Source organism: Sapientia aquatica, from assembly GCF_004358105.1.
Classification (GTDB): Bacteria; Pseudomonadota; Gammaproteobacteria; order Burkholderiales; family Burkholderiaceae_D; genus Solimicrobium; species Solimicrobium aquaticum.
Map to the genome: position 1 here is coordinate 38,696 of NZ_SMYL01000002.1, position 26,025 is coordinate 64,720.

Below are 26,025 nucleotides of genomic sequence, written 5' to 3' on the forward strand. Positions count from 1 at the left end.
TCTACCAATGTCGTGGCGTAAGCAGATAAAATTCGACCCGAATTAGCCCAGCCAGCTAAAAATAGGCTTCATTTATTTACAAAATGAAACATTGTGAACTGTTTTATGTAGGATCATGAATAATAATTGTTTTAAGGAGAAGATCGTGAAAAGAAGTTTGATTTTGGGCGTTATTGCCATCACAGCATTATTGAGCGGCTGCGCAGCGCCCGGCGTAACTAGTAACGTTACTGTATTTCATACTCTGACCGGCGCAGAAACCAACAAAACGTATATGGTTGAAGCGACTCCAGAGCAATCAAATAATCTCGAATTTAGCAGCTATGTCACCCAGTTGAACCAAGAATTACAGCACCGCGGTTTCACAATGGTGAACAAAGATCCAGCCTTAAAAGTGTCGCTCAACTATGGCACGACGGCGACCGTAGCTAGCTCGTTGCAACCTACGCCATTCTATGGGCCATATGGTTTCCGTCATGGGCCTTATTATGGTTCTGGATGGACGACCTCTGTGGACACCGTGTTCTTGCATGAAGCTCAGGTTTCGATTAGCCGAGTTGCAGACGGTAAAGCGATTTACACCGTGCGTAGCCGCTTGTTGAGTGCTAATCCTGAGTTGTCGTTGAGCATGGAATATTTGCTCGACAGCGCCTTCCAAAATTTCCCCGGTAAAAACGGCACGACCGAGACAGTGACTTTGCCAATACATCAATAATTGATAGTGCTGTTCAATAAAAAAGCCTGACAGCAGTCAGGCTTTTTTTATGGGCGGTTAAATAATTAGTGCTTATTCAGAACGTTCATCCAACACTGCTTGCAATGCACGTTCCACCACTGGATCGTCGCTAATTAAGACTGCGCGACCGGAACGGAAAATTTCAATCAACTCTTCCGATGAAATCGAAAACGCATCGTGTCCTTGGCGATTGGTGAAAATAAAGCGGCTGCGACGTGGGCTGACCCAAGCCAATTTAAAGCGCACCACCGAGCCGTTATTGCGGGTGAAATCAAACCAATTGCCACGCTCAATTTGATCGATGAAGAACACGAATTGATCGGGAATACTGTGATCCATCCGACTCTTTTGCATGCTGCGTTCGCTTGCTTTTTGCGCTACGTTGACCGCCAATTCAACTTGGCGACGAGCCGATACTTCGAGCGGAGCGCGGGCAATGCTGGCGTGACGTTCGGCCAGTTTTGAGAAGAAAATTACACGGCTTGGATCTTCCCATTTAATCGCATTGAGCCACGTATTTAATGAGCTCAATAGCGCCGGCAATTTGTTGACTAATTCATGCCGTTCTTCAACGCTGTTTTTGGGTTTGACGCTCCAAATCAAATCGTCCATGGTCTTGAGCGTGCGCTCCAAGGCCTGCGGCTTTTGCTCTTTAACGGTGTGCGCCAAGACCAAAATATTGACCCATTGCTGCTCTAAAAACGATTCGATAAAACCCGCTACTTCGCCGGTGTCGGTGCGCGCTGCGACATCGTTGCTGGCTAGTTCACGCGCTTGGCGGATTTTTTCTTGTTGGATGGCTTGCGCAATCGGCTCTTCTAAAGCCTTCTCAGAAATGCGTTCTTCTTCTTCGATGAATTGCGTTAAATCGGCGGCAACATCGGTAAATAATTCTAGCTGTTGATCGAACTCGTTTTGAACGCGTTCTACCGTTTTGGCGATCATTTTATAGAGCGGATCGTCAACGCCTTTATCTGGATTCCATGTGACGCTGGATTTGGCCAGCGTGTCGATCAAGACCCGTGCGGGGTGGGTTTGCTTAAAGAAGAACTCTCGATCAATTAACGCGGCTTTGAGTGTGGGGATTTGCAGTTGCCCAATCAGACTTTTTAAATCGGCAGGAATGTGCGGATCGGAAAAAACAAAGTCAAAAATCTTGGCCAACAAACCAATCGTGTTCGAATCAATTTGGCTGATGGTGTTGACCGGCGCTTGGTCAACAATGCCGCGCAAAGTGGTGGCATTGTGGTTTTCAGAGCCGATCTGAACGGTTTTTGATTGAATACCGGTTAGGTACTCAAAAAAGGCGCGATCAATCGTGATCGTGCCGGGCGTTCCCGCTCCTGATTGGCTGCCTGGGTTTGCACCTGCGTTGGCAGCGCCATGATTACTAGAGTAGTTGCTGCCACTGCCGTTGCCATTTGAATTGGGTGCGCCGAAATCGTTGGGATTGAGCTGTTGCTCACCTTCAGTGGGCTGATTGGCGTACAAAATCCCTTTGATTTTGCTTTCAAAAAACGGATCAACGGTTTGCTTTTTGGATAGCGTGGACGAAGCCGAAGCAGGGGATTGTTTGTGTTTGTTGAATTTATAGAGATCGGTATCTTTGGGCAAAATGCCGCGATCTTTTAGCGCGTTATTGAGTTCGCGCAGGATCGGATTCAATTGCAAGAAAATCTCAGGGCGCATGATGCGCAACATTAAATGGTGCGAGTCCGATACCGGTTCAAATTCGCACCATGCTTTGTAGATCGCCTTTAAAAAAACTTCGGGGCGGAAAGGGTTGGTTTTGACGCTCATCTGATCGATTTTGAGCAGATGGCTGATACGTAAATTGAGCTTAACTAACTCGTCGGCATTGTCCAGCTCGACCGCTTGCGTCAAGGTTTCGAGCAATACCTTGTTCTCCATCTCATCGAAGGTCACCAAGGCCAATGAGGCATCGTCTTCCAACTGGCGCTGCTGATGGCCTTTTTCGAGAATACGGACTTCGCGGGCAAATAATTCGCTGAGTTTGCTCGATGCTAAGCGATAAAACGCCGAGCTATTTTTCTTGATGTGGTTGTAGGAGTGGAAGCTGATATTGGCTTCTTCTGGGCGCACCGATTGGTCTGATAATTTGAATAAAGCCTCACCCAAACGCAGAGTGAAACCTTCAAGTTGCGTGGCCGTTAAACTGGTCGCAATCGGAATCAGACTTTGTAAAATCAAAATCCGGCTTGATTGCGACATGCCTTTGGTGGCAGATGGTTTTTCGGTAATCATTTCAATGGAAACCAGTTCAATTTTTGTATCGGGTTGTTATTGGCTTATGACCAATAAAGCTCGGTAGCCCAGGTGATGACGCCAATTAAAAATACTGCGAAGATCAACACCAACAGCAAGCGACCGAATTTGGGTTTGCCATCATCGCTCGATTGCTGGGTTTGACGCTCAGTTGCTACTTTTTGCTGATCCATAGTTGGTGTGCCATTCAATTAATCGATTAACAAGATACTACTGCCGGTGGTCTTGCGGCGCTCTAAATCTTGATGGGCGCGCGCGACATCGTCCAAGGCATAACGCTGATTAATATTGACGGTTAATTTTTTGGCTTCCAGCATGGCAAATAATTCAGCCGCCATTAAATCCAGCTCAGAGCGCTCCGCTGTGTAATGCATGAGCGATGGGCGGGTGATAAATAGCGAGCCGCGACTCGATAATTCATTCAAACTAAAATCTGGCGCAGCGCCAGAGGAACTGCCAAAACTAACCATCATGCCTAACGGCGATAAGCAATCCAACGACCGTAAAAAAGTATCTTTGCCGATAGAGTCATAAACGACGGGAACGCCTTTTCCTTGAGTGATTTCATCGACTTTGGTCACAAAATCTTCTTCGACATAATTAATTACATGCGCGCAACCATTGGCTTTGGCCAGCTCACCCTTGTTGTCGTTACTGACCGTGCCGATCATTTTTACACCCAACGCTCTAGCCCATTGGCAAGCTAACAATCCAACCCCACCGGCTGCCGCGTGGAACAAAATCGTTTGTCCTGGGCGAACTTTAAAGGTGCGACGGAACAAGTACTGAACTGTTAAGCCCTGCAACATCACCGCAGCGGCGGTCTCAAAACTAATGAATTCAGGCAGTTTGACCAGCACGCTGGCGTTAATAATGCGGCGTTCGGCATACGCACCCGGTGGCCCGCCAGCATACGCGACACGATCACCTACCTTAAACTGAGTCACCCCAGCGCCAACGGCTTCCACAATTCCTGCACCTTCCATGCCTAAGCCGGCTGGCAGCACTTGCTTGTATAAACCGGTGCGGAAATACACATCGATGTAATTTAAGCCGACCGCTTTGTGCTTGATTAGCACTTCGCCTGCCGAGGGAGCGCCCACTGGCACATCCACTATTTGCATCACTTCGGCGCCGCCGGTTTGGGTAATGCGCACTACTTTGTTCATGTCGTCCTCTTTTTAATAAAAATGCTGTCAGTCAATCATTCTAGTGTAGTACCTAAAAGTCGGCTGAACAGCTGTTTTACAAAAGCGGTATCTTTCCTTGTGGAAACTATACAGCAGTCATTGTCAACAATGTCGTTACAGAATGCAACAAAAGCGAGTAAGCACTACATCTGCCCGGCGAATTTGGCTGTTCTAACAATAAAACCCGCCCATTGTAGGCGATCGAACTCCGTTTGTTGCGGCAGAGACTATTGAATTGTGGAAATTTGTATATGTGATTGCGGTGCGGCAACTACGTATTTTATACTTTGCCGCTTATTTGCAATATTTATGAAGAGACCATATGAAAAAATTATTACTGGCAGTTGTTGGGATGTTTCTTACGCTAGCGATGGCGGCGTGCGGTGGAGGTAGTAGTGGTAGCTCAGCAGGTTCGAGCACCTCGTCTTGCGCTGGTGGTTCTAGCTCTACTTCCGGTTCGGCGGCGGTGACTGCATTGACCGTTACCGATACCACGGTTGGAACTGGTGCCGCGCTGGCTGCTGGTAACACCGCTACGTTGACGGTGACGGGCTATTTATACAATGCTGGTAGCACGAATAACGAAGGAGCGGTTTTCCAGCCAACGTATTCGCAAACTGGCGCAGCCATTGGTGTGGGTAACTTTATTACTGGATTTGATCAAGGCTTGTTAGTTGGCGCTGGTACTGCCAATGCGTTGAAAGTGGGCGGCACTCGTATCATCACGATCCCCGCAGCATTGGCCTACGGTGCTTGCGCTCCTCCAGCTAGCGCTATCCCACCAAATTCTGCTTTAGTATTTGTAGTGACCTTGGTGAGCATCCCGTAAAGGTCGATTGCTTAGAAAATGCCGCTTGCAACTGAGCGGTATTTTTTTGCGTAACATCCCCATCGATTTAACAGTATATTTTTGGCTTCAATAAATCCGCCCTTCCTGAGGCCACAAAGCCGAAAATATGCCCTAGTATGTTAAAATATTGCCTAGTTACACCGTTTTAGTTTTTAGTTAATCAGTCCGTTTGTGAGTGTCAATAGCTCCGCGCTTCCCAAGGAATTACCATGAAAAAAATTATCGCTTTAGTTGCAACTCTGTGTTTTGCATCGACTTTTGCACTGGGTAGTGCATTTGCACAAGCTCCAGCAACTTCAACCGGCGCGCATCACGCGCATCATGCTAAACATAGCAAACATGCTAAGCACACTAAAGCCAGTCACAAGAAGTCCGGCCACAAGAAATCGGCTAAAAAACACCACGCTTAATCTGGGATTGATGTCAGTTAGTGTGATGAATGCAAAAAAGACCGGTAATTACCGGTCTTTTTTATTGTGAATTCAGCATGGAATTCTGGCCCTGCGACGACCTAATTAGCTCGATTTTGCAAGCACTTTAATGCGTACATTACCAAGACTAACCATTTGATTGGCGCGAATTTTGGCGGTTTTGCGCAATTCTTGTTGACCATCGACCTTCACATTGCCCTGCGCCACCAGCATTTTCCCCGCGCCGCCGCTATCGACTATGCCCATGACTTTGAGCAAATTATTGATCTCGATATAGTCTTCGGTCAGTTCAAACTGCAGTTGTTGGATCGCGTTCTTCATGGTGCACTTTCTGTACTTGTTATTCTCAAGGGCAGAATTATACCCAACTCGACTCGACTTTATGCCGTCGTTTTAGGCGCAAGTTTGCCCAACAAAGCGTCCACCGAAAAGCGTCCAGCACCAAATACAACGACCACCAATAGCAAAATCGTCCAATAAAAATGATCATTGATCGCAGCGGGACATTCGAATTCAAATAACTGCGGATACGAGATCACCGCCATCGCATTCACGCCTAATAATCCAAGGGCAGCAGGGCGCGAGAATAGGCCAACGAACAATAAGCACGGCAAAAACAGCTCACCACCTGCCCCCATGTAGGCCGCCAAATCCGGCGGCAAAAGCGGAACGTGGTATTCGGTGTGGAATAATTCCAAGGTGCCGGGCCAGTTTTGCAGCTTAATCAAGCCGGAATGCAAAAACTGCCAGCCGACATAAACGCGCAAGACGAGTAACAATAAAGCGCCGCCCCAAGCACTGATAGCTTCATCAAAGCGCGTGCTGAATTGATGCAGTGTTAATAAATTTTTCATGAGATTACCGTTAAGTGAGGAAGCGCTAAGTTGCTAAAAATTTGTTTGGTAAACCAATCAGCTAACGCTGTTTGCACATCAAATTCAGGATCAAGTTCCATTGCCGCTTCCAACGCATGACCAAGATTTTTGCCGGACGCCAAGCTGCTCAATGCCGCGTAATTAGCGCGAGTTAATTCGCTAACTTGCACATGCCAGTTGGTTTGCCAATCAGCTCGCCAAACTAAACAAGCGCTTGGCTTGGATAATTCATGGGGCAGCGTGACTGGGCTGTCTTGATGTGCGTGCCAAATATCCGCAACGGCCCAATCCGACGTTAGCAGGGAGCAACAAGGTTGCAGCGTAATGCGCACATCGGCTAATCGTTCGGGCGGAAAGTTCACCAAATCCGCCAAGGTTGCAGGCGCTCGATGCTGCAAGTAATGCGCTTGATGCACCAGCCATTCGAGCCGCGCCACGTCGCCCAAATACGGATAAGGTCGGCAACTGTCCAGCTCTTCAATAAAGCGTGGTAATTGCTGGCCGAACTCGGCTAAATTACCGCTTTGGGAAGGATGTTTTTCACCAAAAACGCGCGCTACATTATCGAAGAAATCGTCCCCAAGCAATTGCCGCAAAACGGGAAAAGCATTGCTCAAGGTTTGCTGCCACAAGCTGATGATGCTGCCGCGGTATTGGGCGAAACGCTCGATGTTGAGTGCCGGATCGCCCTTAAACATCGCCAAAGCAGGTTGCACCATCTCGACATTGACCAACGCGGCGGCAAAATCGTGTTGCAGCAAACTCAAATCAGCGCGCATGATTGCTCCTTCAAAACCTGTTCGGTACGCTGTTTCGCTTGGTTCGCTTCGTCGAGCAAGACATCCAATTCGGGAATGTCGGTATCCCATTCAATCAAGGTCGGAATGTGCGCGCCAAACAGCCGACGCGCTTCCTTGTACAAGGCCCAAACCGCTGGATCAACCCGACAGCCGTGCGTGTCCACCAAACCTGTATCGGTCACCAAATGTCCCGCCAAATGCAGCTCACCAATGCAGCCTGGCGGCAATTGCTGCAACATCGCCAACGCTTGCTGCGCCGATTCGGCGTGGTTGGCTTGATTGACATACAGATTGTTAATGTCCAACAAAATCCCGCAGCCGGTGCGTTTGACCAACTGCGATAAAAATTCGGTTTCGCTCATTTCATCGCATGCAAAGCGCACATAGCTAGAAACATTTTCCAGCATGACGCGCTGCTGCAAGGTGTTTTGCAGATGATCGACGCGCTCGCTGATTAAAGTCAGTGCGGTCTTTATTAAAGGCAGCGGTAATAAATCATTTAAGTGCCGCCCAGCGACGGAAGCCCAGCACAAGTGTTCAGAAATTAACGCGGGTTGAATTCGTTCCGCCAGCGCTTTGATCTTTGCCACGTGTTCTAACGAGTAGCCGTGCGCCGAACCAATTCCCAAGCCAACTCCGTGCATGCTGATGGGGTAATCAGCGCGCAAATTGTCCAGCACATCCAAGTCAACTCCAACGCCAAAGTAATTTTCTGAATGAACTTCCAGCCAGTCGATACTGGGGCGTTGTCGCAAAAAATCCCGATAATGCTGGGTCCGTAATCCGACGCCATAACCTAGCGCCGGAAACGTCAATTTGTCGTTGGAGTGACTCACGATGTTGTTCTCTCAATACGGGTATTGATTACTTCGCTGCTGGTTTGGCTTCGTCCAATTTGCCGCCCATGGAAGCGCAAGTACCGGCTGGAACATTTTTCCAATCAGCTGGGCTCATGTCTTTTTTGGATTGACCTGCGCAAGCATGGCCGCCAGTTTTGCTAGCGCAATCGTTTTGACCAGCTTTGGCAACGCCATAGCATTTTTCCATTTTTGCACCAGCAGTGTCAGCTGCGGCGGCGATACCAGAACTCATCAAACCTGCTAATGCGACGGCGATCAAGGCGTTATTCTTAGTCATACTATTCTCCAGAAATTGATTAATGAAAGTAAATCGAATTGACCCTAACTAACCTCAGTGAATGGCTGAATGCTAAATCAAGGTACTGAGTGATAGTCGGAGTTATTCTATGTTTCCTTACAGCGAAATCTATTTTTTTTTAATTTTTCTTAAAAAAGATTTCGAGAACTGCAAACAGTGTGACTTTTTGGCGATTTAAATATCTTTTTAAGTTGAAAAAATAACTATTAATATCGCGTCAATAACGTAGTCAATTGGCGAGTTGTCTACTATTAAACAGGGGCTCAAGCGAGAATGCCATCGCGCTCAACAGATTTGATCATGCGTTTGGCCCTGATCTGCTATCCTCTGGCTTCGTTGATTTCCTGATCTCTTTTATTTGCTATGACTATTCGCGACATATTAAAAATGGGCGACCCGCGCCTACTGCGCACAGCCCAACTTGTGCCAACTGAGATGTTTGGTTCTTCAGAATTAAAGCAATTAATCGCTGACATGTTCGATACCATGCACGCCGCCGATGGTGTTGGCTTGGCCGCGCCGCAAATTGGGGTGGATTTGCAATTGGTGTTGTTTGGCTTTGAAGATAGCGATCGTTATCCCGATGCGCCTTCGGTGCCACAAACGGTGTTGATTAATCCCGTCATTACACCGCTAGACGACAGTCAAGAAGACGGTTGGGAAGGTTGTTTATCGGTTCCCGGTTTGCGCGGCATGGTGCCGCGTTGGTCACGCATTCGGTACGAAGGCTTTGATCCGGACGGCAACAAGATTATGCGCGAAGTGGATGATTTCCATGCGCGTGTAGTGCAGCACGAATGCGATCATTTGTGGGGTACTTTGTACCCAATGCGGGTGAAAGACTTTACCCAGTTTGGCTACACCGAAGTGCTGTTTCCCGGACGTGAAGCGGGCGGTGAATAACTTTGCATTGCTGCTTGAACTGTATATCCCGACTTGAACAACAATGCGTTCAATTCGGGATTTTTGCTATCTATATAGTTAAATCGAGATGCCATGAAAAAATACAAACATTTTAAAGGCGGTATTTACGAATGGGTGTGCAACGCCACGTTGGAGTCCGACCCCAGCGTGCAAATGGTGGTGTATCGCTCCGCCAACGGTACGATTTGGACGCGGCCTGAAAGCGTGTTCTTTGAAGAAATTGAGCACGAAGGCCAAAAAATCCCGCGCTTTGCTTTAATTGAGTCGTCCGACTCCTAACTGCGCTAACTCTCCTAACTCTGCCAACGCATTCATGCACTGCACAATTGTGCGGCGCGCGAGTCCATGTATCTGCCCGCAACAGCGCAGCAGTTTTTAATTCAAATTGCGATTAACTTCTTTCTTTCAAATCAACGTTATGCGATAGTTTCGGCTTCGCTGATTCGCTCAGTTTTTACTCAATGTGGCCATGTCTAATTCCTCTCAATCTAATGTGGTGAAGCCTTACATTCCTGCCGAAGCCCAGTTGCCAGAATTTAGTTTTCGCGCTGTTTTAATGGGCGTTGTGCTCGGGATGATTTTTGGTGCGTCCTCGCTGTACTTAGTGCTCAAAGTCGGTTTGACCGTTAGTGCGTCGATTCCGGTGGCGGTGATTGCGATTACTGTGTTTCGCATGTTTAAACAAGTCGGATTTAAAGATTCATCCATCTTAGAAAACAGCATTACCCAAACGGCAGGTTCGGCCGGTGAATCCATCGCGTTTGGTTTGGGCGTGACTATGCCAGCGATTTTGATTTTAGGTTTTGATCTGGAAATCACCCGTGTCATGTTGGTTGGCGTGTTGGGTGGCTTGTTAGGGATTTTGATGATGATCCCAATGCGCCGCACCATGATAGTTGAGCAGCATAAAGAACTGAAATACCCCGAAGGCACGGCCTGCGCCGAAGTGTTAAAAGCGGCTGCGACCGAAACATCACGGGTTGCCGCTGGTTTGGTTAAACCCGGCGATGCAGCCGCCAACGAAGCCGAACTCAAAGCCGACAATAAACGTGCCCTGACTATTTTTGGCGGGTTTGGAATTGGCCTACTCTACAAATGTATTAACGTGGCCTTCAAAGGCTGGAAAGACACGCCGCAAGTTGTATTCGGTGCGCCGTTAAAAGCGGGTTCGATCGGTGCGGAAGTGTCGCCCGAGTTGCTCGGCGTGGGCTACATCATCGGGCCAAAAATTGCCTCAGTCATGGCCGCAGGCGGCGTGATGTCCTATCTGTTAATCATTCCAATGATTAAATTTTTTGGTGACGCACTCAGCGTTCCGGTGGCACCGGGTTTGAAACTTATTAGCCAAATGGGGCCAGATGAAATTCGCAGTGCCTACGTTTTGTATATTGGCGCGGGCGCGGTGGCGACGGGCGGCTTGGTGAGTTTGGTGCGTGCCTTGCCAACGATTTGGCGCAGCTTGAAGGCGGGCTTATCGGGCTTATCGCTGCCATCCAAAGCTACGTCCGCTGTTAATCCAACTAGCGGTGTTGCGTTGCGCACCGATCAAGACATTCCTATGAAATGGGTGCTCATCGGTGGTTTAGTGATTATCACCGCGATCACCCTGGCAACGCCGCTACACATGAATTTGTTGGGTGCCTTATTGATCTTGGTATTTGGATTTTTATTTTCGACGGTCTCGTCGCGCTTAACTGGCGAAATTGGTTCTTCCTCTAATCCAATTTCTGGCATCACCGTGGCGACTTTGCTGTTTACGTGTTTGATTTTTTTACTAATGGGCTGGACGGGCAATGCCTATTACGTTACTGCGTTATCGGTCGGCGCGATTGTGTGTATCGCGTCCAGCAATGCCGGTACAACCTCGCAAGATTTAAAAACTGGATTCTTAGTCGGCTCTACACCGCGTCTGCAACAATATGCGATTCTGGTTGGCGCGTTGTCGTCGGCCCTAATCTTGGGACCGATTTTGCTGTCGCTCAATGACTCTGCAACGGTCTATGTTCCTGCGGCCCAAGTCGCACCCGGCGTGGTGGTGGATGCCCGTACCTTGACCGACAAAGCGACCTTGAAAGGTCCGCAAGCCGAGACCGATCCCAATACCTATTTGGTTTGGCACAAAGTCGATGATGTCGGCGGTCCATCAGGCAAGTACTTGGTTGATCAATCCGGTAAGCTCGTTTATTTGGTTGATCCGGGCATCAACGGCACGCATACTAAGCGTCCCGATGGCACCGAAGTCAAAAAATTTGACGCGCCCAAAGCGGTCTTGATGTCCTACATCATCAAAGGAATTCTAGATCGCCAATTGCCGTGGGAATTGGTGTTATTTGGCGTGATGATCGCGGTGATTCTGGAAATGTCGGGCATTCCTTCCTTGGCTTTTGCAGTCGGCGTGTATTTACCGCTGTCTTCCTCCATGCCCTTGTTCGTCGGTGGAATGATTCGTTGGTTGGTCGATCGACGTAGCAACAAAATGGAAAAAAATCAGCATTTGAGCGACGACGAAAAACAAGCCAATGGCGACCGCAGTCCGGGCGTATTGTTGGCTTCCGGTTATATTGCTGGCGGAGCGTTAGCGGGAATCTTGATCGCCATTACCGCAGGCGTTAGCGTTATGACGCCTTTTGATGAGCGTCTAACGGAATGGTCAACGCTACATAATCCATTCTTTGAGGGCGCAAATGCGGACTATTTATCTATGTTGCCCTATGCGGTGATCGTTTTGCTGCTGTATTGGGTAGGACGTGAGAAGAAAGAAGTCGCCGTATCTTAGTTTTAAAAACGTGACATGAAAAAATGCAGCCAACTCAACATTGGCTGCATTTTTTTTATTTAACAATCGTGATTACTTGTTGCACATCGAATTCGGATTTGCCAAAGTGTTTTCGATCAAATTCACCCTGCAATTGAACTTGAACTTTATCGTCTATCGACACTTGTTTAGGAAAATATTTTGCGTCAATCTCAACATTAATTTCGCCGCTGCCATCGGAAAAAACATAATGTTCGCCGCCTGTGTGGCGAATAATTTTACCGACCAAAGTGACATATTGATCGTCCCGCCCATCGGCCAATAATTGTTTGACAGTCATGACTGGCGGGGAGGATGGACCGGTGTAATGCTGAGCTGATTTGGCAGATTCGGTTGGGCCGGTATAGGTTTGCGCGAACACGGCGCTGGAACTGGCGGCGAGAATGCCAAGCAAGATTATGTGGATTGGTTTCATAGAGCTCCTTCGATAAAAACCTGACCGCGCTTAAGCGGATTTAGCAGGGGGCTTTAATGGTAAGTGACAATAAAGGCAATAAAAATAAAATTTACAAAAAAACATAAATTGACTGGCTTTTCGCAATTTGATTACTCTTTTGCCATTATGGCGCACGCGGCTTGTCGCTATAATTTACGCCTTCTAAATTGCTCAGGACGGTCGTATGAAATCAGCAGTAAATAAGCTCGAAATGTTTATCTTCTGGAGCCGCTGGATCCAAGCGCCGCTCTACCTTGGGCTGATCGTGGCGCAAGTGGTGTACGTGTATTTATTCTTGAGTGAATTGATGCATTTGGTGCAAAACGCGTTTGGTAGTGCGCCGATTAACGAAACCGCCATCATGCTCATCGTGCTCGGTTTAATTGATGTGGTGATGATCGCCAACTTGCTGATCATGGTCATTATTGGCGGCTACGAAACCTTTGTCTCACGCCTGCATGTTGATGATCATCCGGATCAGCCGGAATGGTTATCGCACGTCAATGCCGGTGTGTTAAAGATTAAATTATCGGCGGCTATCATTGGTATTTCGTCGATACATTTATTAAAGACCTTTATCAACGCGGCCAATATGGATGAGCACACGATTAAATGGCAGGTGATTATCCATATCGTGTTTTTGCTCTCAGCCTTAGCAATGGTGATGGTCGATCGCATCATGAACCAAACTTTAGTAATCTCGAAACAGAATTCGCATTAAATTGAAACATAAAAAAACGCCCGGTTAATGTTCATCAACCGGGCGTTTTTTATTGAAGCAGAGTAGTTAGCCTACCCACAGCACAATTCCCGCGGCGACTAAACAATACCCGCCAAAGAAATGCCAGCGATCTTGTTCCAACCAGCGCGACAACCAACGCAGGGCCAGCAAGCCAGCTAGAAAGCTAAACACCATTCCGACCAAACTAGGCACCGCCAAATGCATGACCCAATCAGGCTGAATGGCAGCGGTAATGTGCGATTTATAGGCGCGGTAAATTTCCTTGGCAATCACGGCAGGAGTTAGCACAACACTCAGCGCAAAGCTAAATTCCTCTGCCTTGCGGCGTGCGACACCAGAAGCCAAAGCCACCGAAATCGTCGCGCCAGAGCGGGAAAAACCGCGGAACGGCAAGCATAAACCTTGTACCGCGCCAATCAAGATGGCTTTAGGCATGGAGATTTGTCCGTACGGTTGTTCTTTGATGCGTGATGAGGCGATGATGAGCACGCCAGCTGAAGCCAATGCTGCCGCCATTAGCGGCGCAATGCCAAATAAATGCTCGACTTCGAATTCGGCTGGATTGGCCGCAAACATGTGTTTGATTATCCATAACAGCCCTAAACCAACGATGCCGGTAAAAGCGGTTGCGGCAATCAGATACAACACGTTGGTGCGAAACGCGCCGCTCGATTCAAAATAAGTCTTCTTCCAAGCGCTCCAAAAATAAACAATCGCGGCAAACATGGTGCCGGTGTGCAGCATTACCAATAACAAGGTCATTTCTGGTGACGTAGGATCGAGCCCCATTAATTTTTCCGCCACGATGACGTGCGCGGAACTGGACACAGGCAATAGCTCAGCCGCGCCTTGGATGACGGCCAAAATCAGAATTTGAAGGAGATTCATTGGAGGATAACTTGAGTGAGTTAAATGGGGTTTGCGAGATGAACGTGTTGCACTCTTAAAAACAGCGCCATTTATAGCTGATCAAGAGTTAGAAATCAATTAAAAGTCGTATTCGTTGGCCGCGCTAATTCAGCTTTGAGGTGTTCCGATGATTTCAATTAAATAACGAAGCAACCATAAAGTGACTCAAAAACCGCAAAAATGCGGCAATGTGCAATAACTTCCGCTCAATATTCGCGGGATTTCATGTTATCTTTTCGCGTCGATTATTTTTGACAATCCATGTTAAGTAAAAAACGAACGAAACAGCGCACCAGTTAGCGAGGATTGCTTGGTGAAACTTATCCGGTTTTATCGGCACAAATAAAAACGCGTATAGCGAATAAAACAATTCAATTAGAGGACACAACATTGAATACCAAAGCCATTTCCACTCACCCGCCCATTTTGGGACATCCTGAAGGCCTGTTCTTCCTCTTCTTCACTGAAATGTGGGAACGCTTCTCTTACTACGGTATGCGTAGTTTGTTGGTTTTATTCTTGGTCAGTAGTGCGATGAAAGGTGGTTGGGGCTGGGATCGGGCTGACGCCTTAAATCTGTATGGCTCCTATACATTTTGGGTCTATGTCACGGGGATTTTAGGTGGGTTTTTGGCCGATAAAGTGCTCGGCGCGCGGCGCGCAGTGGTGATCGGCGGCTTTATTATCAGTGCCGGGCATATCTGTTTAACGTTGGATACGCACATGACGTTTTATGCTGGTTTAGCGTTAATCGTTTGTGGTACTGGCTTATTCAAACCAAATATTTCAACCATTGTTGGCCAGTTATACGGCCAAGGTGAATCCGAAGACATTAAACGCGATGCGGGTTACACGCTGTTCTACATGGGCGTTAATTCAGGCGCGTTTTTTGGTATGGCTTTGTGCGGTTATATCGGTGAGAAAATCTCTTGGAATTATGGCTTTGGTTTGGCCGGCTTTTTCATGATTTTGGGTGCGCTGCAGTTCTATTTTGCTGGCAGCGTGTTTGGCGATATTGGTGGCGCAGTAAATAAAGATTCGCCAGTTGCCAAAACGGATCCAGAAGAGCAAGCGCACGTGGTGCGTGATCGCTTGATCGCGATCGGTGTGTTTTCGGCCGTTACGGTTTTCTTTTGGATGGCTTTTGAACAAGCGGGCGGCTCGATGACGATTTTCGCCGCTGACTATACCAATCGCACTTTGGATGGCTCGGCTGGCTTTATTTTTAAAATCATCAATACCCTGTTATTGATCGTGCCAACGATGGTGTTGACCTGGGTTTTATATACCTTGGTGCGCCAAACTATAAAGCGCTATCCGCTTTCTAATCTATTTATTGTGATTTGTTTTGTGGCGGTCTGGGCGTTGTTGATTTGGATGTTAGAACGCGAATTTGAAGCGGATTCAGCAGTTGTGCCCGCGACATGGTTTGGTATTTTGAATTCGTTCTTCATCATTATTTTGGCACCTTTGTTTTCTAAACTGTGGCAAGACTATTGGCAGCCAAGCGGCCCGGTAAAATTTGGCACCGGTCTGATTTTGCTAGGTTTGGGTTTTGGTGTGTTGGCCTTCGGCGCATCCGGCATCCCAAGCGGCGCGAAGACTGCGTCAGTAAGCATGATTTGGTTGGTGCTGGCCTATTTATTCCACACGATGGGCGAATTGTGCGTTTCTCCGGTCGGCTTGTCCTACATCAGTAAATTAGCCCCAGCGCGCTTGTTGGGAATGATGTTTGGCGTGTGGTTCATCATGACCGCGATTGCTAACAAATTAGCTGGCATGACCGGTAGCTTGATTGACGATATTTCGACCACCTATTCAATGAGTACATTCTTCCTGATCTTTACGCTGTTGCCGATTGGCGCTGGCTTGGGAATGATGGTGATTAATAAATGGATGTTGCGTAAGATGCACGGCGTACATTAATTGCTCCAGGTTTGCTGACAAAAAATCGCCCTTGTTAGGGCGATTTTTTTATGGGCGTCGTATGACAGCTAGTGCCAATTCGTGATTAAAAAAAACTGATTTCAACATAGTTAACAATTCCGATGAGTTGGTTATTATTGTTTTGTAGTAATAATTTTGAATTAAATTTATACTAAACTATTCGCTTAGCCATACAACTTCCAATCGCCCAATGAAAAACACGCCGCCTGCAACTCGCGCATTAAGCCGATTGAACCTACTGCAATCCAGTCGTTTGGTGCGTTGGTTTCTGTACGTAATGAGTGGCTTGCTGTTGATCGCGTTGATTAGCTGGTTGACGGTGCCGTCGGTGCTTAAAAAAACCTTGGAACAGCAAGTTGAGCTGCAAACCGGGCGGGTTTTTAAAGTGGGCGAGGTAAGCTTTAATCCACTCACGCTCACCGTTGAGCTGTCGCATTTTGTGTTTTACGAGGCGGATAAACAGAATCCGGCGGTTAGTGCCGATAATTTGTTAGTCAAAGCGTCGTTCGCATCAATCTTCCGACTCGCTCCGGTTATCAGCGAAATTAAACTCACTCACCCGTCTATCCATGTGGTGCGCCGTCAAGAAAATGGTCAGGACATCACCAATTTTAGTGACGTCATTGCTCGTTTAGCCAAGCAACCAAGCAAGGGCGGCGATCCGGTGCGGTATTCATTGTCGAATATCCAAGTGCTGGATGGCGCAATCCATTTTGACGATCAAGTCGTCAACAAACAAGTTCAGATTGATGCCTTAGCGCTTGGCGTGCCGTTTATATCCAACTTTTCTAGCTCGACCGATATCTTTGTGGAGCCGCATTTATCGGCCAAGGTGGATGGAAGTTTTTTGGAGCTTAAAGCGCGCACCAAGCCGTTTGTCGATAGCCATGAAACGATTCTGGCGATTGATGTCAACCGGTTTGACGTAACTCAGATCATGCCGTTTTTACCCAAGTCCTTGCCGCTCAACGTGGATTCAGCCAAGTTTTCCTCGCAACTGGAATTGCATTTTATCGCCCAAAAGAATAGCCAAAACGTGACCTTATCCGGCACGGCTAGTTTGAATGATCTGGCATTGTCCGACCAAAGCGGAGCGCCATTGGTAAAGGCTGAGGCAATTAAGATCGGGATTCACGAAGCGAATTTATTAACCAAAAATATCCAATTGGATACGCTCAAGATCGTGCAGCCACAAATTTGGGCCAGCTTAAATCAACAGGGCCAGCTCAACTGGCAAGCCTTGCAAGCGCCAAAAACGGTTGCTGGTGCAGAGTCGGGCGATAAAGCATTAGGTGCCAAAGTTACGAACAAAGAAGCAACTGCCAAACCTGAAGCGGCGAATGCGACTAAGCCAGTTTTCTCGCTCACTAATTTTTCCTTGAGCAAAGGCGTGCTGCATTGGTCTGATGCCGCCAACGCGGTGCCGACCTTGGAAATCCAGCTCGCCAATATCGCTATTGACGCACAAAAACTGTCAACGAGCGCACAAGCTGAGGCGGCCGTAATAACGATTGGAATCGGTGACGAAGGCAAGCAAAGGCTGACTTTCTCGGGCACTGCCGATGTCGCGCACGCTGCTGTTTCTGGGCAATTAGAATTGGCTGACTTGGCGCTAGCGGATTATCAGCCTTATTTAACTCAGCACTTAGCCGCAAGCGTTAGTGGCTTATTAGGATTTAAAACTCACATAGCGGTGCGCGATGCGAACATCAGTTTGGGCGAATTCTCTGGTCAAGTGGAGCAATTAAAACTGACCGCCGCTAAGCCGGAATATGGCGCATTTTCAGCCGACAAAATTGGTATCGTGAATTTGTCCTTGGCGACTGAAACCAAGCAAGCCAAAATAGATGAAATTGAACTTAAACATCTGCAAGGCGATGTATTCCGCGGTGCTGACGGTATGTTTAACTTTGTGCATTTGATCAAACCGAATGCGAAGGCGGTAGCGACCAATGCTCCACCAAGCATGCCCTCCGCAGAAAATCTCACAATTCAAAAAGCGGTCGCTAATGCTAAAGCTGATGCTAAAGCAAATGCGTCCGCGCCTTGGCAAGCGTTGATTGCTAAAATCAGCTTAACCGACAGCAATCTCGCCTTTGCCGATAAATCGGTGCAGCCAGCAGTGAGCGTCAAACTTGATAAGTTATCCGCGCAACTTGAGCAGGTGTCCAGTCAAATGGATCAAGCGATCAAACTGGCACTGCAAACCAATATCAATAAAACGGGTAAGTTTTCTGTTAATGGCGACGCATCGACCAAGGCCGCCAAATTAAACATTTCCTTGGATAATTTTGCCGTCGCCACATTGCAGCCGTATTTCACCGAATTTCTCAACATTACTTTATTGGGCGGGACATTCAGCACCCAAGGGCAAGTAGCGTGGTCGGCGCCGAACGCGCTTGGATTTAAAGGTGGTTTGAGACTCGCTAATTTGCGTTCATTGGATAAATTAACCTCTGATGACTTTTTAAAATGGAAGCTGCTGCAAATTGACGGAATTGATGTTGATTTGAAGGATAAGCAGCAAACCATTACGTTGGGAAAAATCGCGTTAAATGATTTTTATGCGCGCACTATTTTGTCCGAGAGCGGAAAATTAAATCTCAATGACATTGTTGTGCGCTCCGATCAGCCTAACTCAGCTAAAGTTAGTGATGATTCGAATAAGGCCCGCGCCACCGATGCCAATGCCGGGTCGGTTTCGGTAGCTCAACCGGTCGCCGTCGCGCCGTCGCCAACCATTGCGCGCGTCATTAATATCGGTCAAATTAGTTTGAACGGCGGCACGATTAATTACACTGATAATTTCATTAAGCCGCATTACACGATGCGAATGGCTAGCATGCAGGGAACGGTTGGTGCGATTCATTCCAACGTTGCAGAGTCCGCGCCAATCGACCTCAACGGTAAAGTCGATGATGAAGCGCCGATAGCGATTTCTGGTTCCTTAAATCCGCTGTTTGCGCCCATGCTGCTCGACATCAAAATGACTGCCACTGGCGTTGATTTGCCGCGCTTAACTAGCTACTCAGCCAAGTACGCGGGCTACCCAATTATCAAAGGTAAGCTGTCGTTGGACGTGGAATATCACATTAAAGACAACCAATTGTCGGCCAACAATTCGCTCAAATTAGATCAACTTACCTTTGGCGAGAAAAACGATAGTCCCGACGCAACCAGCTTGCCAGTGCCATTTTTGGTTTCACTGCTGACCGATGGCGAAGGCCAAATCAATTTGGATTTGCCGATTTCGGGCACGATCAACGATCCACAGTTTTCGATCGGCGGATTGATCGTCAAAGTCTTGTTTAATGTGTTGGAAAAAGTGATTACTTCACCCTTTAGTTTGCTGTCGCACGCCTTAGGCGGCGGTAGTGGCGAAGAATTTTCTTACATTGAATTCCCCTCTGGACTAGCGGTATTGGATGACGCCAGTAAGGCAAAACTGGATAACTTAGCGAGTGCGTTGCAACAGCGACCCGCCTTAAAGTTAGACATTATTGGACGGGCAGATTTGGCCGCTGATGATCTCGGTTTGCGCGCGCAATTATTGGAGCGAAAAATCAGAAAATTAAAACAGGCTGATAGCCCTGATGTCGATACAGCGCATTCTGTTCTGACGCCAGCGGAGCGTGCCAAAGCGATTGAGCGACTTTATTCTGATGCTAAATTTGATAAGCCACGTAACTTCCTTGGGCTAGCCAAATCGCTGCCTGTGGAAGAAATGGAAAAGCTCATTATTGCGAACACAAAAATTAGCGAAGACGATTTGCGCTCGCTTGCGGTTCGGCGTGAAAATGTGGTGCGGGCCTATTTTAATGACGCGGCCCATATCGCGCCTGAGCGTTTATTTCTGATCGCGCCTAAGTTAAATGGAACGGACATAAAAGATAGCGGTGCGGTAACGCGGGTTGATTTTGAACTGAAGATGTAAATTAAAGCGTACACATCAAAACTAGCGCGTGGAAATGCAGTGTTGGCGTGCTATTTTTCGACAGTGAGCGTTGGTTTAATAGGCCACGCAAAAACGCTCTTTGGTGTGTTTGGGATGTTCTAATTCATTGATCATGGCCACGGCGTAATCTTGCAGCGATATATAACTTTTACCTGCGCTATCGACTAACAATTGATCTTTTCCGAGGCGGAATTTACTGGTGCGCACGCCCGGTTCGATCTTGGTCGGCGGACTGAGCATGGTCCACTTTAAGTCACGTTCTTGTTTGAGTAAGTCGAGCGCGTCGCGCACACCTTGTGCGCTGGAGCGCCACTTTTGGGGAAAAAGTTCGGTATCGACCACCGGCAAGCCTGGCGTAACTTCTAAGCTGCCCGCGTCGCCAACGATTAATAAGCGCGTGCCGATTTTTTCATTTTTGCTGACCTTGTTGACCATTTTGGTGGCATGAATAATCGACTTTACGCCGCTGACGTAATAGTCGTAAGCATCCGTTTGCGTGCGACCACTAAAGGCGCTGATGACGGCATCAAATCCGTAAATTTGTTCGGCTAATTCGCCGGTGTCGTGCACATTGGTTTTGACGATGGTTTGATTGACTTTCCAAGGTAGTTTGGCCGGCTTTGAGACCAGCGATTTAACTCGATGTCTACGTGACAGTGCTTCTTCTAATATGGCAGAGCCGATAAACCCGCTGGCACCGATTAAGACAATTTTCATACTTGCGTATCCCTTTACAATCGTTCACAAAATTTCACGAATTACGTTTCATATGTTGCTTGATTTCATTGTTTGGATATACGCCAGATCGCATAATTCATTATTATGAAAATCGAATCAGTGAGGTAATTATGTCGCTGCCAGGACAAGTAGATTTGAATGATTTGGTGGTGTTTAATGCAGTCGTTGAATCCGGCGGATTCACTGCTGCGGCGCAGCGTTTAGGCGTATCCACCGCCAAGGTTAGCCTTGAAATTGGACGCCTGGAAGAACACCTTGGCGCACGACTATTTACCCGAACAACGCGCAAAGTTATCTTGACCGAAGCGGGGTTGAATCTGTCGCAAGAATGCCAACCGCTGCTGCGTGGATTGCAAGATTTGTTAAATCTGCATAGTGCTGCCAAAGCCGATCTAAGCGGCACTTTGCGCATTGCAACAACGATTAATTATGCCGAGTTATTCCTTGGCCCCGCCTTGGCGCAATTCTCGGCCATACATCCGAGTTTGCAAATTGATTTACACACCGATGAGCGCGTCACCGATTTGGTGGGAAGTGGGATTGATTTATCGGTGCGGCTTGGTTGGTTGCGCGACTCGTCGATGTATGCGGTTAAGTTGGGCGAGTTCGAGCAATTTACCGTTGCTTCGCCCGCGTATTTGCGCCGTCATAGTTTGCCTACCCATCCCGATGATTTGGTGTGTTTAGATTGGGTGGCATTAACGTTGCTCAAAACGCCGCTGACTTGGACGTATCTTTCTACTGAAGGTGTTGCAACCGAAATCCAAGTGAAGTCACGATTTAAAGTCGATTCACCGCACGCTTTGCGCACGGTATTGCGTAACGATGCGGGAGTCTCGGTGTTAGACCAGCTCAGCGCACAACAAGATATTGAGCGCGGAACTTTGGTGCGTTTGCTACCCGACTGGACACTTCCCAAAGGTGGGATTTTTGCGGTATATCCAGCCGGTCGCCATGTGCCGCAAAAAGTGCGCGCGTTTATTGAGTTTTATCGGGATTTTTTGCGTCATTAGCCGGCACAATCGGCGCTACCTGTATCGGTGTAATACTTGGCGAGGCGGGTGTGTTGGGAAGGTTTGGGTCGATAGAATTGTTAGGCGCATTGCTTGGTGCAGAATTTTCTTTGATCGCTTCGTCACGATTCGTTGGCACTAAATTTGTCCCATCCCAGTTCACAAAATGATAATCGCGTTTGATCAGCTCATCGAGCAACATAGGTAATGCGATGACGGTTTTGGGATGAATGTCATGCATCAAAATAATCCCGCGACCAGCATGTTCTAACTCTTGCAAAATTCGATGCACGATCGATTCAGGCACTGGGTCAGACCAATCGAGAGAATCCACATTCCACAATACCGAGCGCAGCCCGCGTTCGCCAATTTCACCCAAAATCATTGAGTTGCGAGCGCCGTAAGGGGCGCGAAACATGTGGGTGCGCTGTGCGTCATCAGGGATGATTAAATTGAGCAAGGCTTGCGTTTTATCGATTTCTTGCTGCACCTTCTCTTGATTTAATTTCGGTAAAAATGGATGGGTGAAACTGTGATTAGCGATCGCATGTCCGGCTGCCAAAATTTCTTTTTCCACTTCTTCATTACGGGTTAATTCAGCATGACCATCCGTGACGGTGCCCAAGTTTTGCCCGAGTTGAAAGAAGATTGCTTTGACTTTGTAGCGCGCCAAAATCGCTAAAATTTCTTTGGTGTATACCGGATGCGGGCCGTCATCGAAGGTAATCAACACCTGACCTTTTTCGAGCTGCAAGCCTTGCCATTCGTTTTTACGGGCTAGGGTAATGATGTCAGTGCCTTTGTCGGAAGGCGTGACTTGTTGCTCTGCTGTGGGTAGATTACTTTTTAATTCTTCTAACAAACTAGTAGCTGGATATTCTTGCTCAACTTCGGCGAGATAAGCGGCCCAGGCTGGTCGTTCTGGTTTGGCTTGGCTAATCGCTTTTTGGCTCAATACTGTGCTTAATTCTTGGCCGTATTTGTTGTGTGCATTCGCGATATTTTTTAGCGTTAGGCGCAATTGTTTGCCTTGGGCGGGAGTTAATATGGCTTTTTTTGCTACCTCGGTGGCAATGCCGCGTATGGCAAATAGATCGGCATCTTTTAAGTTCGGTGCGTTTATTGCGGCTAAGAAATCATCGATATCGCTATTGGATTTGGTTTTATCGTGGTTAATTAATCGTTCGGTGAGCTTGGAGGCCAAATGCTGGTTTTCGATAAATAAATATTCTCCCGCGCGTACCGCTTCTTGGTGCAATGGCGGGGTGATGTTGGCGCTGGTGCTAAAGCCTTGTAGCGATAAAATGCGGCGATAATTTTTCACTAAATTTTGCACCACGTCAGCAGTTGATTCTGGCGTTATCAGATTTGCGGGTTTGCTTAGTTCCGCTGGAGCTGCCAAGAGCGGCGCTGATTGCGTCCAAGCCGACGTGCCAGTTAGTGTCAAATAAACGCCAAAACATAAGGTGGCAAGAGGTTTTAATGGCATTTTGATTGAATTGTGGCTGAGCATGGAATAGTGTGAAAGAGATTGGTTGAGCGATTGCCGTCAAAGTTGCGACCGACGAAGTGCGTATGATAGCTAGAAACGGTTGGATTGAAAAATGATTCCGGTTGTCCGAATTCGATTCACATCGAGAGAAAAGGCGCTAAGTGATGGAAAATTCATTATTTTCATTAGAGGCATATTTCAAGCGAATTGATTATCAAGGTGAAGCCAAGCCCAACTTGGCGACAGTGACGGCGTTAATGCGCCGTCAGTTATTGAGCGTTCCATTTGAAAATTTGGATATCCAAGATGGAAAAATTATTTCGCTTAACCCGAACGACATCGTTCAGAAAATCCTTCACCAACAGCGCGGCGGTTATTGCTACGAAGTAAATGGCTTGTTCGCCATGGCGCTGGCAGCATTGAGCATTCCTTACTTCTTTATCGCGGCTCGTCCTATTACCCACGGCGCGAGAAAGCCCAAAACCCACATGGCCTTGGTGGCTAAGTTGCAAGGCGAAAAATGGCTCTGTGATTTAGGATTCGGCGGCTACGGTATTCGCGCACCGATCCGCTTGAGCGCTTTAGACCTTGAAGTTAATCAAGATGGCGAACTGTTTATGCTGAGCTTAGACCAAGAAAATGAGCTGATACTAAAAATGCACAATAAAGCAGCTTGGGAAGAGTTGTACGGATTTGATCTAACCCCGCAGAATTGGGCCGACTTCGCCCCCGCCAACTACTTCAATTCCACTCACCCTGATTCTATTTTTACCCGCAAATTATTGGTCGCCATTTGCACACCAACGGGACGGAAAATCGCCTTTGGTAATCGGTTTAAAAAAATCGAAAACGGTCAAGAATCCAAACAACTCCTCAGCACAGAAAATCGTTCGCAGATTCTGCGTGAGGAATTTGGATTACATTGGTAATTACTTACTCAACGCGGCATCGCGGATTGCATCCAGGGTAGCGCCCGGCGTAATCAAATTCACGTCATACCGCAATTCAATCAAAGCTGGCAACGAATGCTCGCGGCTGAACGCTAAAGCGCGGCTCAGCGCTGGGCCGAATTGGTCGGTCTTCGTCACAATCTCGCCCGATCCGCCGTAAGCGCGCGCTAGGGCGGCGAAGTCGGGATTATGCAATTCGGTACCGACTTGGCGATTTGGGAATTCGCGTTCTTGGTGCATGCGTATCGTGCCGTACATGCCGTTGTTAAACAGAAGGATCACCACGCCGGCGCGGTATTGCGCGGCGGTGGCGAGTTCTTGGCCGTTCATCATAAATTCACCGTCCCCTGCAAACGTAATGACGGTGCGCTCAGGATGGGTGATTTTAGCCGCGATTCCAGAAGGCACGCTGTAGCCCATGGCGCCCGAAGTCGGTGCCAATTGGGTACGCATTTCGCCATAGCGATAGTAGCGGTGTGCCCAGGTGGTGTGGTTACCTGCACCGTTGGTGATGATGGTGTCTGCGGGAACTTGGCGATTGAGTTCTTGGACGCATTCCCACAAATTGAGCGGATGGTTGCCGTCTTTGAAAATCGCCGATGGACCCTGATTGGCTTCGTATTCCGCGCGCGCTTGTGCAACGCTGGCTTGCCAAGCGCTGGAATCCAAGGTCGGCAAGGCGGCTAACGATTCTGCGATCTGCGCCATGCCACTATTGAGCAACATATCGGCTTGATACACCCGTCCCAGTTCTAAGGCATCGCTATGAATGTGAATCAAGCTTTGCTTGGGGACTGGCGCTTCAAGAATGCTGTAGCCGCTCGTGGTCATTTCCCCCAAACGCGGGCCGATGGCGATGACCAAATCGGATTGTTTGATGCGCTCAGCGAGCTTGGGATTAATTCCAATACCAACGTCGCCGATATAGTTTGGATGTTGGTTGTCGAATAAATCCTGAAAGCGAAACGCGCAGGCGATGGGAAGTTTTTGTTGCTCGGCAAAGTGGCGCAAATTAGCACAGGCTTGTTTATTCCACCCGCCGCCGCCCAAAATTACGACCGGGCGTTTTGCTTTGGATAGGCGTGTTTTTAATTCATCGATTTGCGCTTGGCTAGGCGAGGCTTGCACCGCTTGGTAGTGACGCATCGCAGGAATCGCGTTGATTGGCACTTGCTGCGACAACATGTCTTCAGGCAGGGCCAATACGACCGGCCCGGGCCGACCGCTGGTGGCTACTTGGAAGGCGCGCGCCACGTATTCATGCACTCGATCAGCGCGGTCAATTTGCGCCACCCATTTGGCCATTTGGCCGTACATGCGACGATAATCAATTTCTTGAAACGCTTCGCGCTCAACAAAATCGTTGCCAACTTGACCGATGAATAAAATCATCGGGGTGGAATCTTGGTAAGCCGTGTGCACGCCGATGGATGCATTTGTCGCACCTGGGCCGCGGGTAACAAAGCAAATCCCCGGTTTGCCGGTTAACTTACCGTAGGCTTCAGCCATGAAAGCCGAGCCACCTTCTTGACGATTGATGATGAAGCGAATCGGTTTGTCCAGACCTTTAGCATTGCTTTTATGCTCATGCAACGCATCCAGCACTGGCAAATAACTCTCACCCGGAACACCAAAAATCGTATCGACGCCATGAATTTGCAGGGCATCAACAATCAGTTGACCGCCGGAGCGGGATGGGTTGGAAGCGGGGGAGTTTGAGCTAGAAGTTGGGTTCGTCATGGCTAAAAGTGCTTGTGGGAAAAATTGCTACGCTACCA

The 26,025-nt window shown here is 48.0% G+C and carries 24 protein-coding genes; 11 read left to right on the forward strand and 13 right to left on the reverse strand.

All coding sequences use genetic code 11. The features are described from left to right. Positions 1–145 precede the first annotated feature (145 nt). A complete protein-coding gene (locus E2I14_RS04320; protein WP_165967744.1) occupies positions 146–715 on the forward strand; it encodes a DUF4136 domain-containing protein in 570 nt (189 codons plus the stop codon). A 72-nt stretch (positions 716–787) separates the two neighbouring features. Here the strand turns inward: E2I14_RS04320 and E2I14_RS04325 are convergent, their stop codons facing one another. From E2I14_RS04325 to E2I14_RS04330, 3 genes are read right to left on the reverse strand one after another with little or no spacing between them, the layout of a single operon-like run. Then, positions 788–3,001 (reverse strand): DUF1631 family protein, encoded by a 2,214-nt coding sequence (locus E2I14_RS04325; protein ID WP_133325833.1) that lies wholly within the window; start codon positions 2,999–3,001, stop codon positions 788–790. A 44-nt stretch (positions 3,002–3,045) separates the two neighbouring features. Beyond that, a complete protein-coding gene (locus E2I14_RS19250) occupies positions 3,046–3,195 on the reverse strand; it encodes a hypothetical protein (protein ID WP_165967745.1) in 150 nt (49 codons plus the stop codon). A gap of 18 nt (positions 3,196–3,213) precedes the next feature. After that, the gene (locus tag E2I14_RS04330; RefSeq protein ID WP_133325835.1) at positions 3,214–4,191 is read right to left on the reverse strand and encodes a quinone oxidoreductase family protein; all 978 of its coding nucleotides are present in this window, start codon (positions 4,189–4,191) and stop codon (positions 3,214–3,216) included. Between the two features lie 343 nt (positions 4,192–4,534). On the opposite strand from E2I14_RS04330, the gene E2I14_RS04335 reads away from it, so the two are divergent. Both E2I14_RS04335 and E2I14_RS04340 read left to right on the forward strand, forming a co-directional pair. Further along, positions 4,535–5,041, forward strand: coding sequence for an FKBP-type peptidyl-prolyl cis-trans isomerase (locus E2I14_RS04335; RefSeq protein ID WP_133325837.1), 507 nt, complete (start codon positions 4,535–4,537; stop codon positions 5,039–5,041). Between the two features lie 230 nt (positions 5,042–5,271). Beyond that, positions 5,272–5,472 carry a hypothetical protein gene (locus E2I14_RS04340; protein WP_133325839.1) on the forward strand — a complete coding sequence of 67 codons (201 nt, stop codon included), beginning with the start codon at positions 5,272–5,274 and terminating at the stop codon, positions 5,470–5,472. 105 nt (positions 5,473–5,577) lie between these two features. On the opposite strand, the gene E2I14_RS04345 is transcribed toward E2I14_RS04340, so the two are convergent. From E2I14_RS04345 to E2I14_RS04365, 5 genes are read right to left on the reverse strand one after another with little or no spacing between them, the layout of a single operon-like run. Further along, entirely contained in the window at positions 5,578–5,814 is a 237-nt protein-coding gene (locus tag E2I14_RS04345; RefSeq protein WP_406675698.1) for an RNA-binding S4 domain-containing protein, read from the reverse strand. A 59-nt stretch (positions 5,815–5,873) separates the two neighbouring features. Further along, the gene (locus tag E2I14_RS04350) at positions 5,874–6,347 is read right to left on the reverse strand and encodes a DoxX family protein (RefSeq protein WP_133325841.1); all 474 of its coding nucleotides are present in this window, start codon (positions 6,345–6,347) and stop codon (positions 5,874–5,876) included. Further along, positions 6,344–7,147: an HvfC/BufC N-terminal domain-containing protein gene (locus E2I14_RS04355; protein ID WP_165967746.1), complete on the reverse strand. Its 804-nt coding sequence runs from the start codon at positions 7,145–7,147 to the stop codon at positions 6,344–6,346. The genes E2I14_RS04350 and E2I14_RS04355 overlap by 4 nt, the downstream gene beginning before the upstream one ends. Beyond that, on the reverse strand, positions 7,132–8,004 hold the full coding sequence (gene bufB / locus E2I14_RS04360; protein ID WP_227544590.1) for an MNIO family bufferin maturase: 873 nt from the start codon (positions 8,002–8,004) through the stop codon (positions 7,132–7,134). The genes E2I14_RS04355 and bufB overlap by 16 nt, the downstream gene beginning before the upstream one ends. A 28-nt stretch (positions 8,005–8,032) precedes the next feature. Then, complete coding sequence (locus tag E2I14_RS04365) at positions 8,033–8,305, reverse strand: BufA1 family periplasmic bufferin-type metallophore (protein ID WP_133325845.1); 273 nt, start codon at positions 8,303–8,305, stop codon at positions 8,033–8,035. Between the two features lie 384 nt (positions 8,306–8,689). Here E2I14_RS04365 and def point away from each other — a divergent pair, with 384 nt between their 5' ends. From def to E2I14_RS04380, 3 genes are all read left to right on the forward strand, one after another. Next, positions 8,690–9,229, forward strand: a complete 540-nt coding sequence (gene def, locus E2I14_RS04370; RefSeq protein ID WP_133325847.1) for a peptide deformylase — start codon at positions 8,690–8,692, stop codon at positions 9,227–9,229. A gap of 93 nt (positions 9,230–9,322) precedes the next feature. Further along, positions 9,323–9,529, forward strand: a complete 207-nt coding sequence (locus E2I14_RS04375) for a DUF1653 domain-containing protein (protein WP_133325849.1) — start codon at positions 9,323–9,325, stop codon at positions 9,527–9,529. A gap of 190 nt (positions 9,530–9,719) precedes the next feature. Continuing rightward, positions 9,720–12,026: an OPT family oligopeptide transporter gene (locus tag E2I14_RS04380; protein ID WP_133325851.1), complete on the forward strand. Its 2,307-nt coding sequence runs from the start codon at positions 9,720–9,722 to the stop codon at positions 12,024–12,026. Positions 12,027–12,081: 55 nt separating this feature from the next. Here the strand turns inward: E2I14_RS04380 and E2I14_RS04385 are convergent, their stop codons facing one another. Beyond that, positions 12,082–12,480 carry a YgiW/YdeI family stress tolerance OB fold protein gene (locus E2I14_RS04385; protein ID WP_133325853.1) on the reverse strand — a complete coding sequence of 133 codons (399 nt, stop codon included), beginning with the start codon at positions 12,478–12,480 and terminating at the stop codon, positions 12,082–12,084. Between the two features lie 205 nt (positions 12,481–12,685). Here E2I14_RS04385 and E2I14_RS04390 point away from each other — a divergent pair, with 205 nt between their 5' ends. Continuing rightward, the gene (locus E2I14_RS04390) at positions 12,686–13,222 is read left to right on the forward strand and encodes a TIGR00645 family protein (protein ID WP_133325855.1); all 537 of its coding nucleotides are present in this window, start codon (positions 12,686–12,688) and stop codon (positions 13,220–13,222) included. 66 nt (positions 13,223–13,288) lie between these two features. Here the strand turns inward: E2I14_RS04390 and E2I14_RS04395 are convergent, their stop codons facing one another. Beyond that, positions 13,289–14,131 (reverse strand): undecaprenyl-diphosphate phosphatase, encoded by an 843-nt coding sequence (locus E2I14_RS04395; protein ID WP_133325857.1) that lies wholly within the window; start codon positions 14,129–14,131, stop codon positions 13,289–13,291. A gap of 411 nt (positions 14,132–14,542) precedes the next feature. On the opposite strand from E2I14_RS04395, the gene E2I14_RS04400 reads away from it, so the two are divergent. After that, positions 14,543–16,078, forward strand: coding sequence for a peptide MFS transporter (locus tag E2I14_RS04400; RefSeq protein WP_206105578.1), 1,536 nt, complete (start codon positions 14,543–14,545; stop codon positions 16,076–16,078). Positions 16,079–16,289: 211 nt separating this feature from the next. Beyond that, the gene (locus E2I14_RS04405; RefSeq protein WP_133325859.1) at positions 16,290–20,033 is read left to right on the forward strand and encodes a DUF748 domain-containing protein; all 3,744 of its coding nucleotides are present in this window, start codon (positions 16,290–16,292) and stop codon (positions 20,031–20,033) included. Between the two features lie 75 nt (positions 20,034–20,108). Here the strand turns inward: E2I14_RS04405 and E2I14_RS04410 are convergent, their stop codons facing one another. Continuing rightward, positions 20,109–20,771: an NAD(P)-dependent oxidoreductase gene (locus E2I14_RS04410; protein WP_133325861.1), complete on the reverse strand. Its 663-nt coding sequence runs from the start codon at positions 20,769–20,771 to the stop codon at positions 20,109–20,111. Between the two features lie 131 nt (positions 20,772–20,902). On the opposite strand from E2I14_RS04410, the gene E2I14_RS04415 reads away from it, so the two are divergent. Further along, positions 20,903–21,805 (forward strand): LysR family transcriptional regulator, encoded by a 903-nt coding sequence (locus E2I14_RS04415; protein ID WP_133325863.1) that lies wholly within the window; start codon positions 20,903–20,905, stop codon positions 21,803–21,805. Here E2I14_RS04415 and E2I14_RS04420 read toward each other — a convergent pair. Next, positions 21,771–23,294 (reverse strand): polysaccharide deacetylase family protein, encoded by a 1,524-nt coding sequence (locus tag E2I14_RS04420; protein ID WP_165967747.1) that lies wholly within the window; start codon positions 23,292–23,294, stop codon positions 21,771–21,773. The two genes, E2I14_RS04415 and E2I14_RS04420, sit on opposite strands and share 35 nt — an antisense overlap. Before the next feature lie 167 nt (positions 23,295–23,461). On the opposite strand from E2I14_RS04420, the gene E2I14_RS04425 reads away from it, so the two are divergent. Further along, positions 23,462–24,226, forward strand: coding sequence for an arylamine N-acetyltransferase family protein (locus E2I14_RS04425; protein ID WP_133325867.1), 765 nt, complete (start codon positions 23,462–23,464; stop codon positions 24,224–24,226). Here E2I14_RS04425 and E2I14_RS04430 read toward each other — a convergent pair whose 3' ends face one another. After that, a complete protein-coding gene (locus E2I14_RS04430; protein ID WP_133325869.1) occupies positions 24,227–25,987 on the reverse strand; it encodes a thiamine pyrophosphate-binding protein in 1,761 nt (586 codons plus the stop codon). It abuts the gene before it with no gap. Positions 25,988–26,025 lie beyond the last annotated feature (38 nt).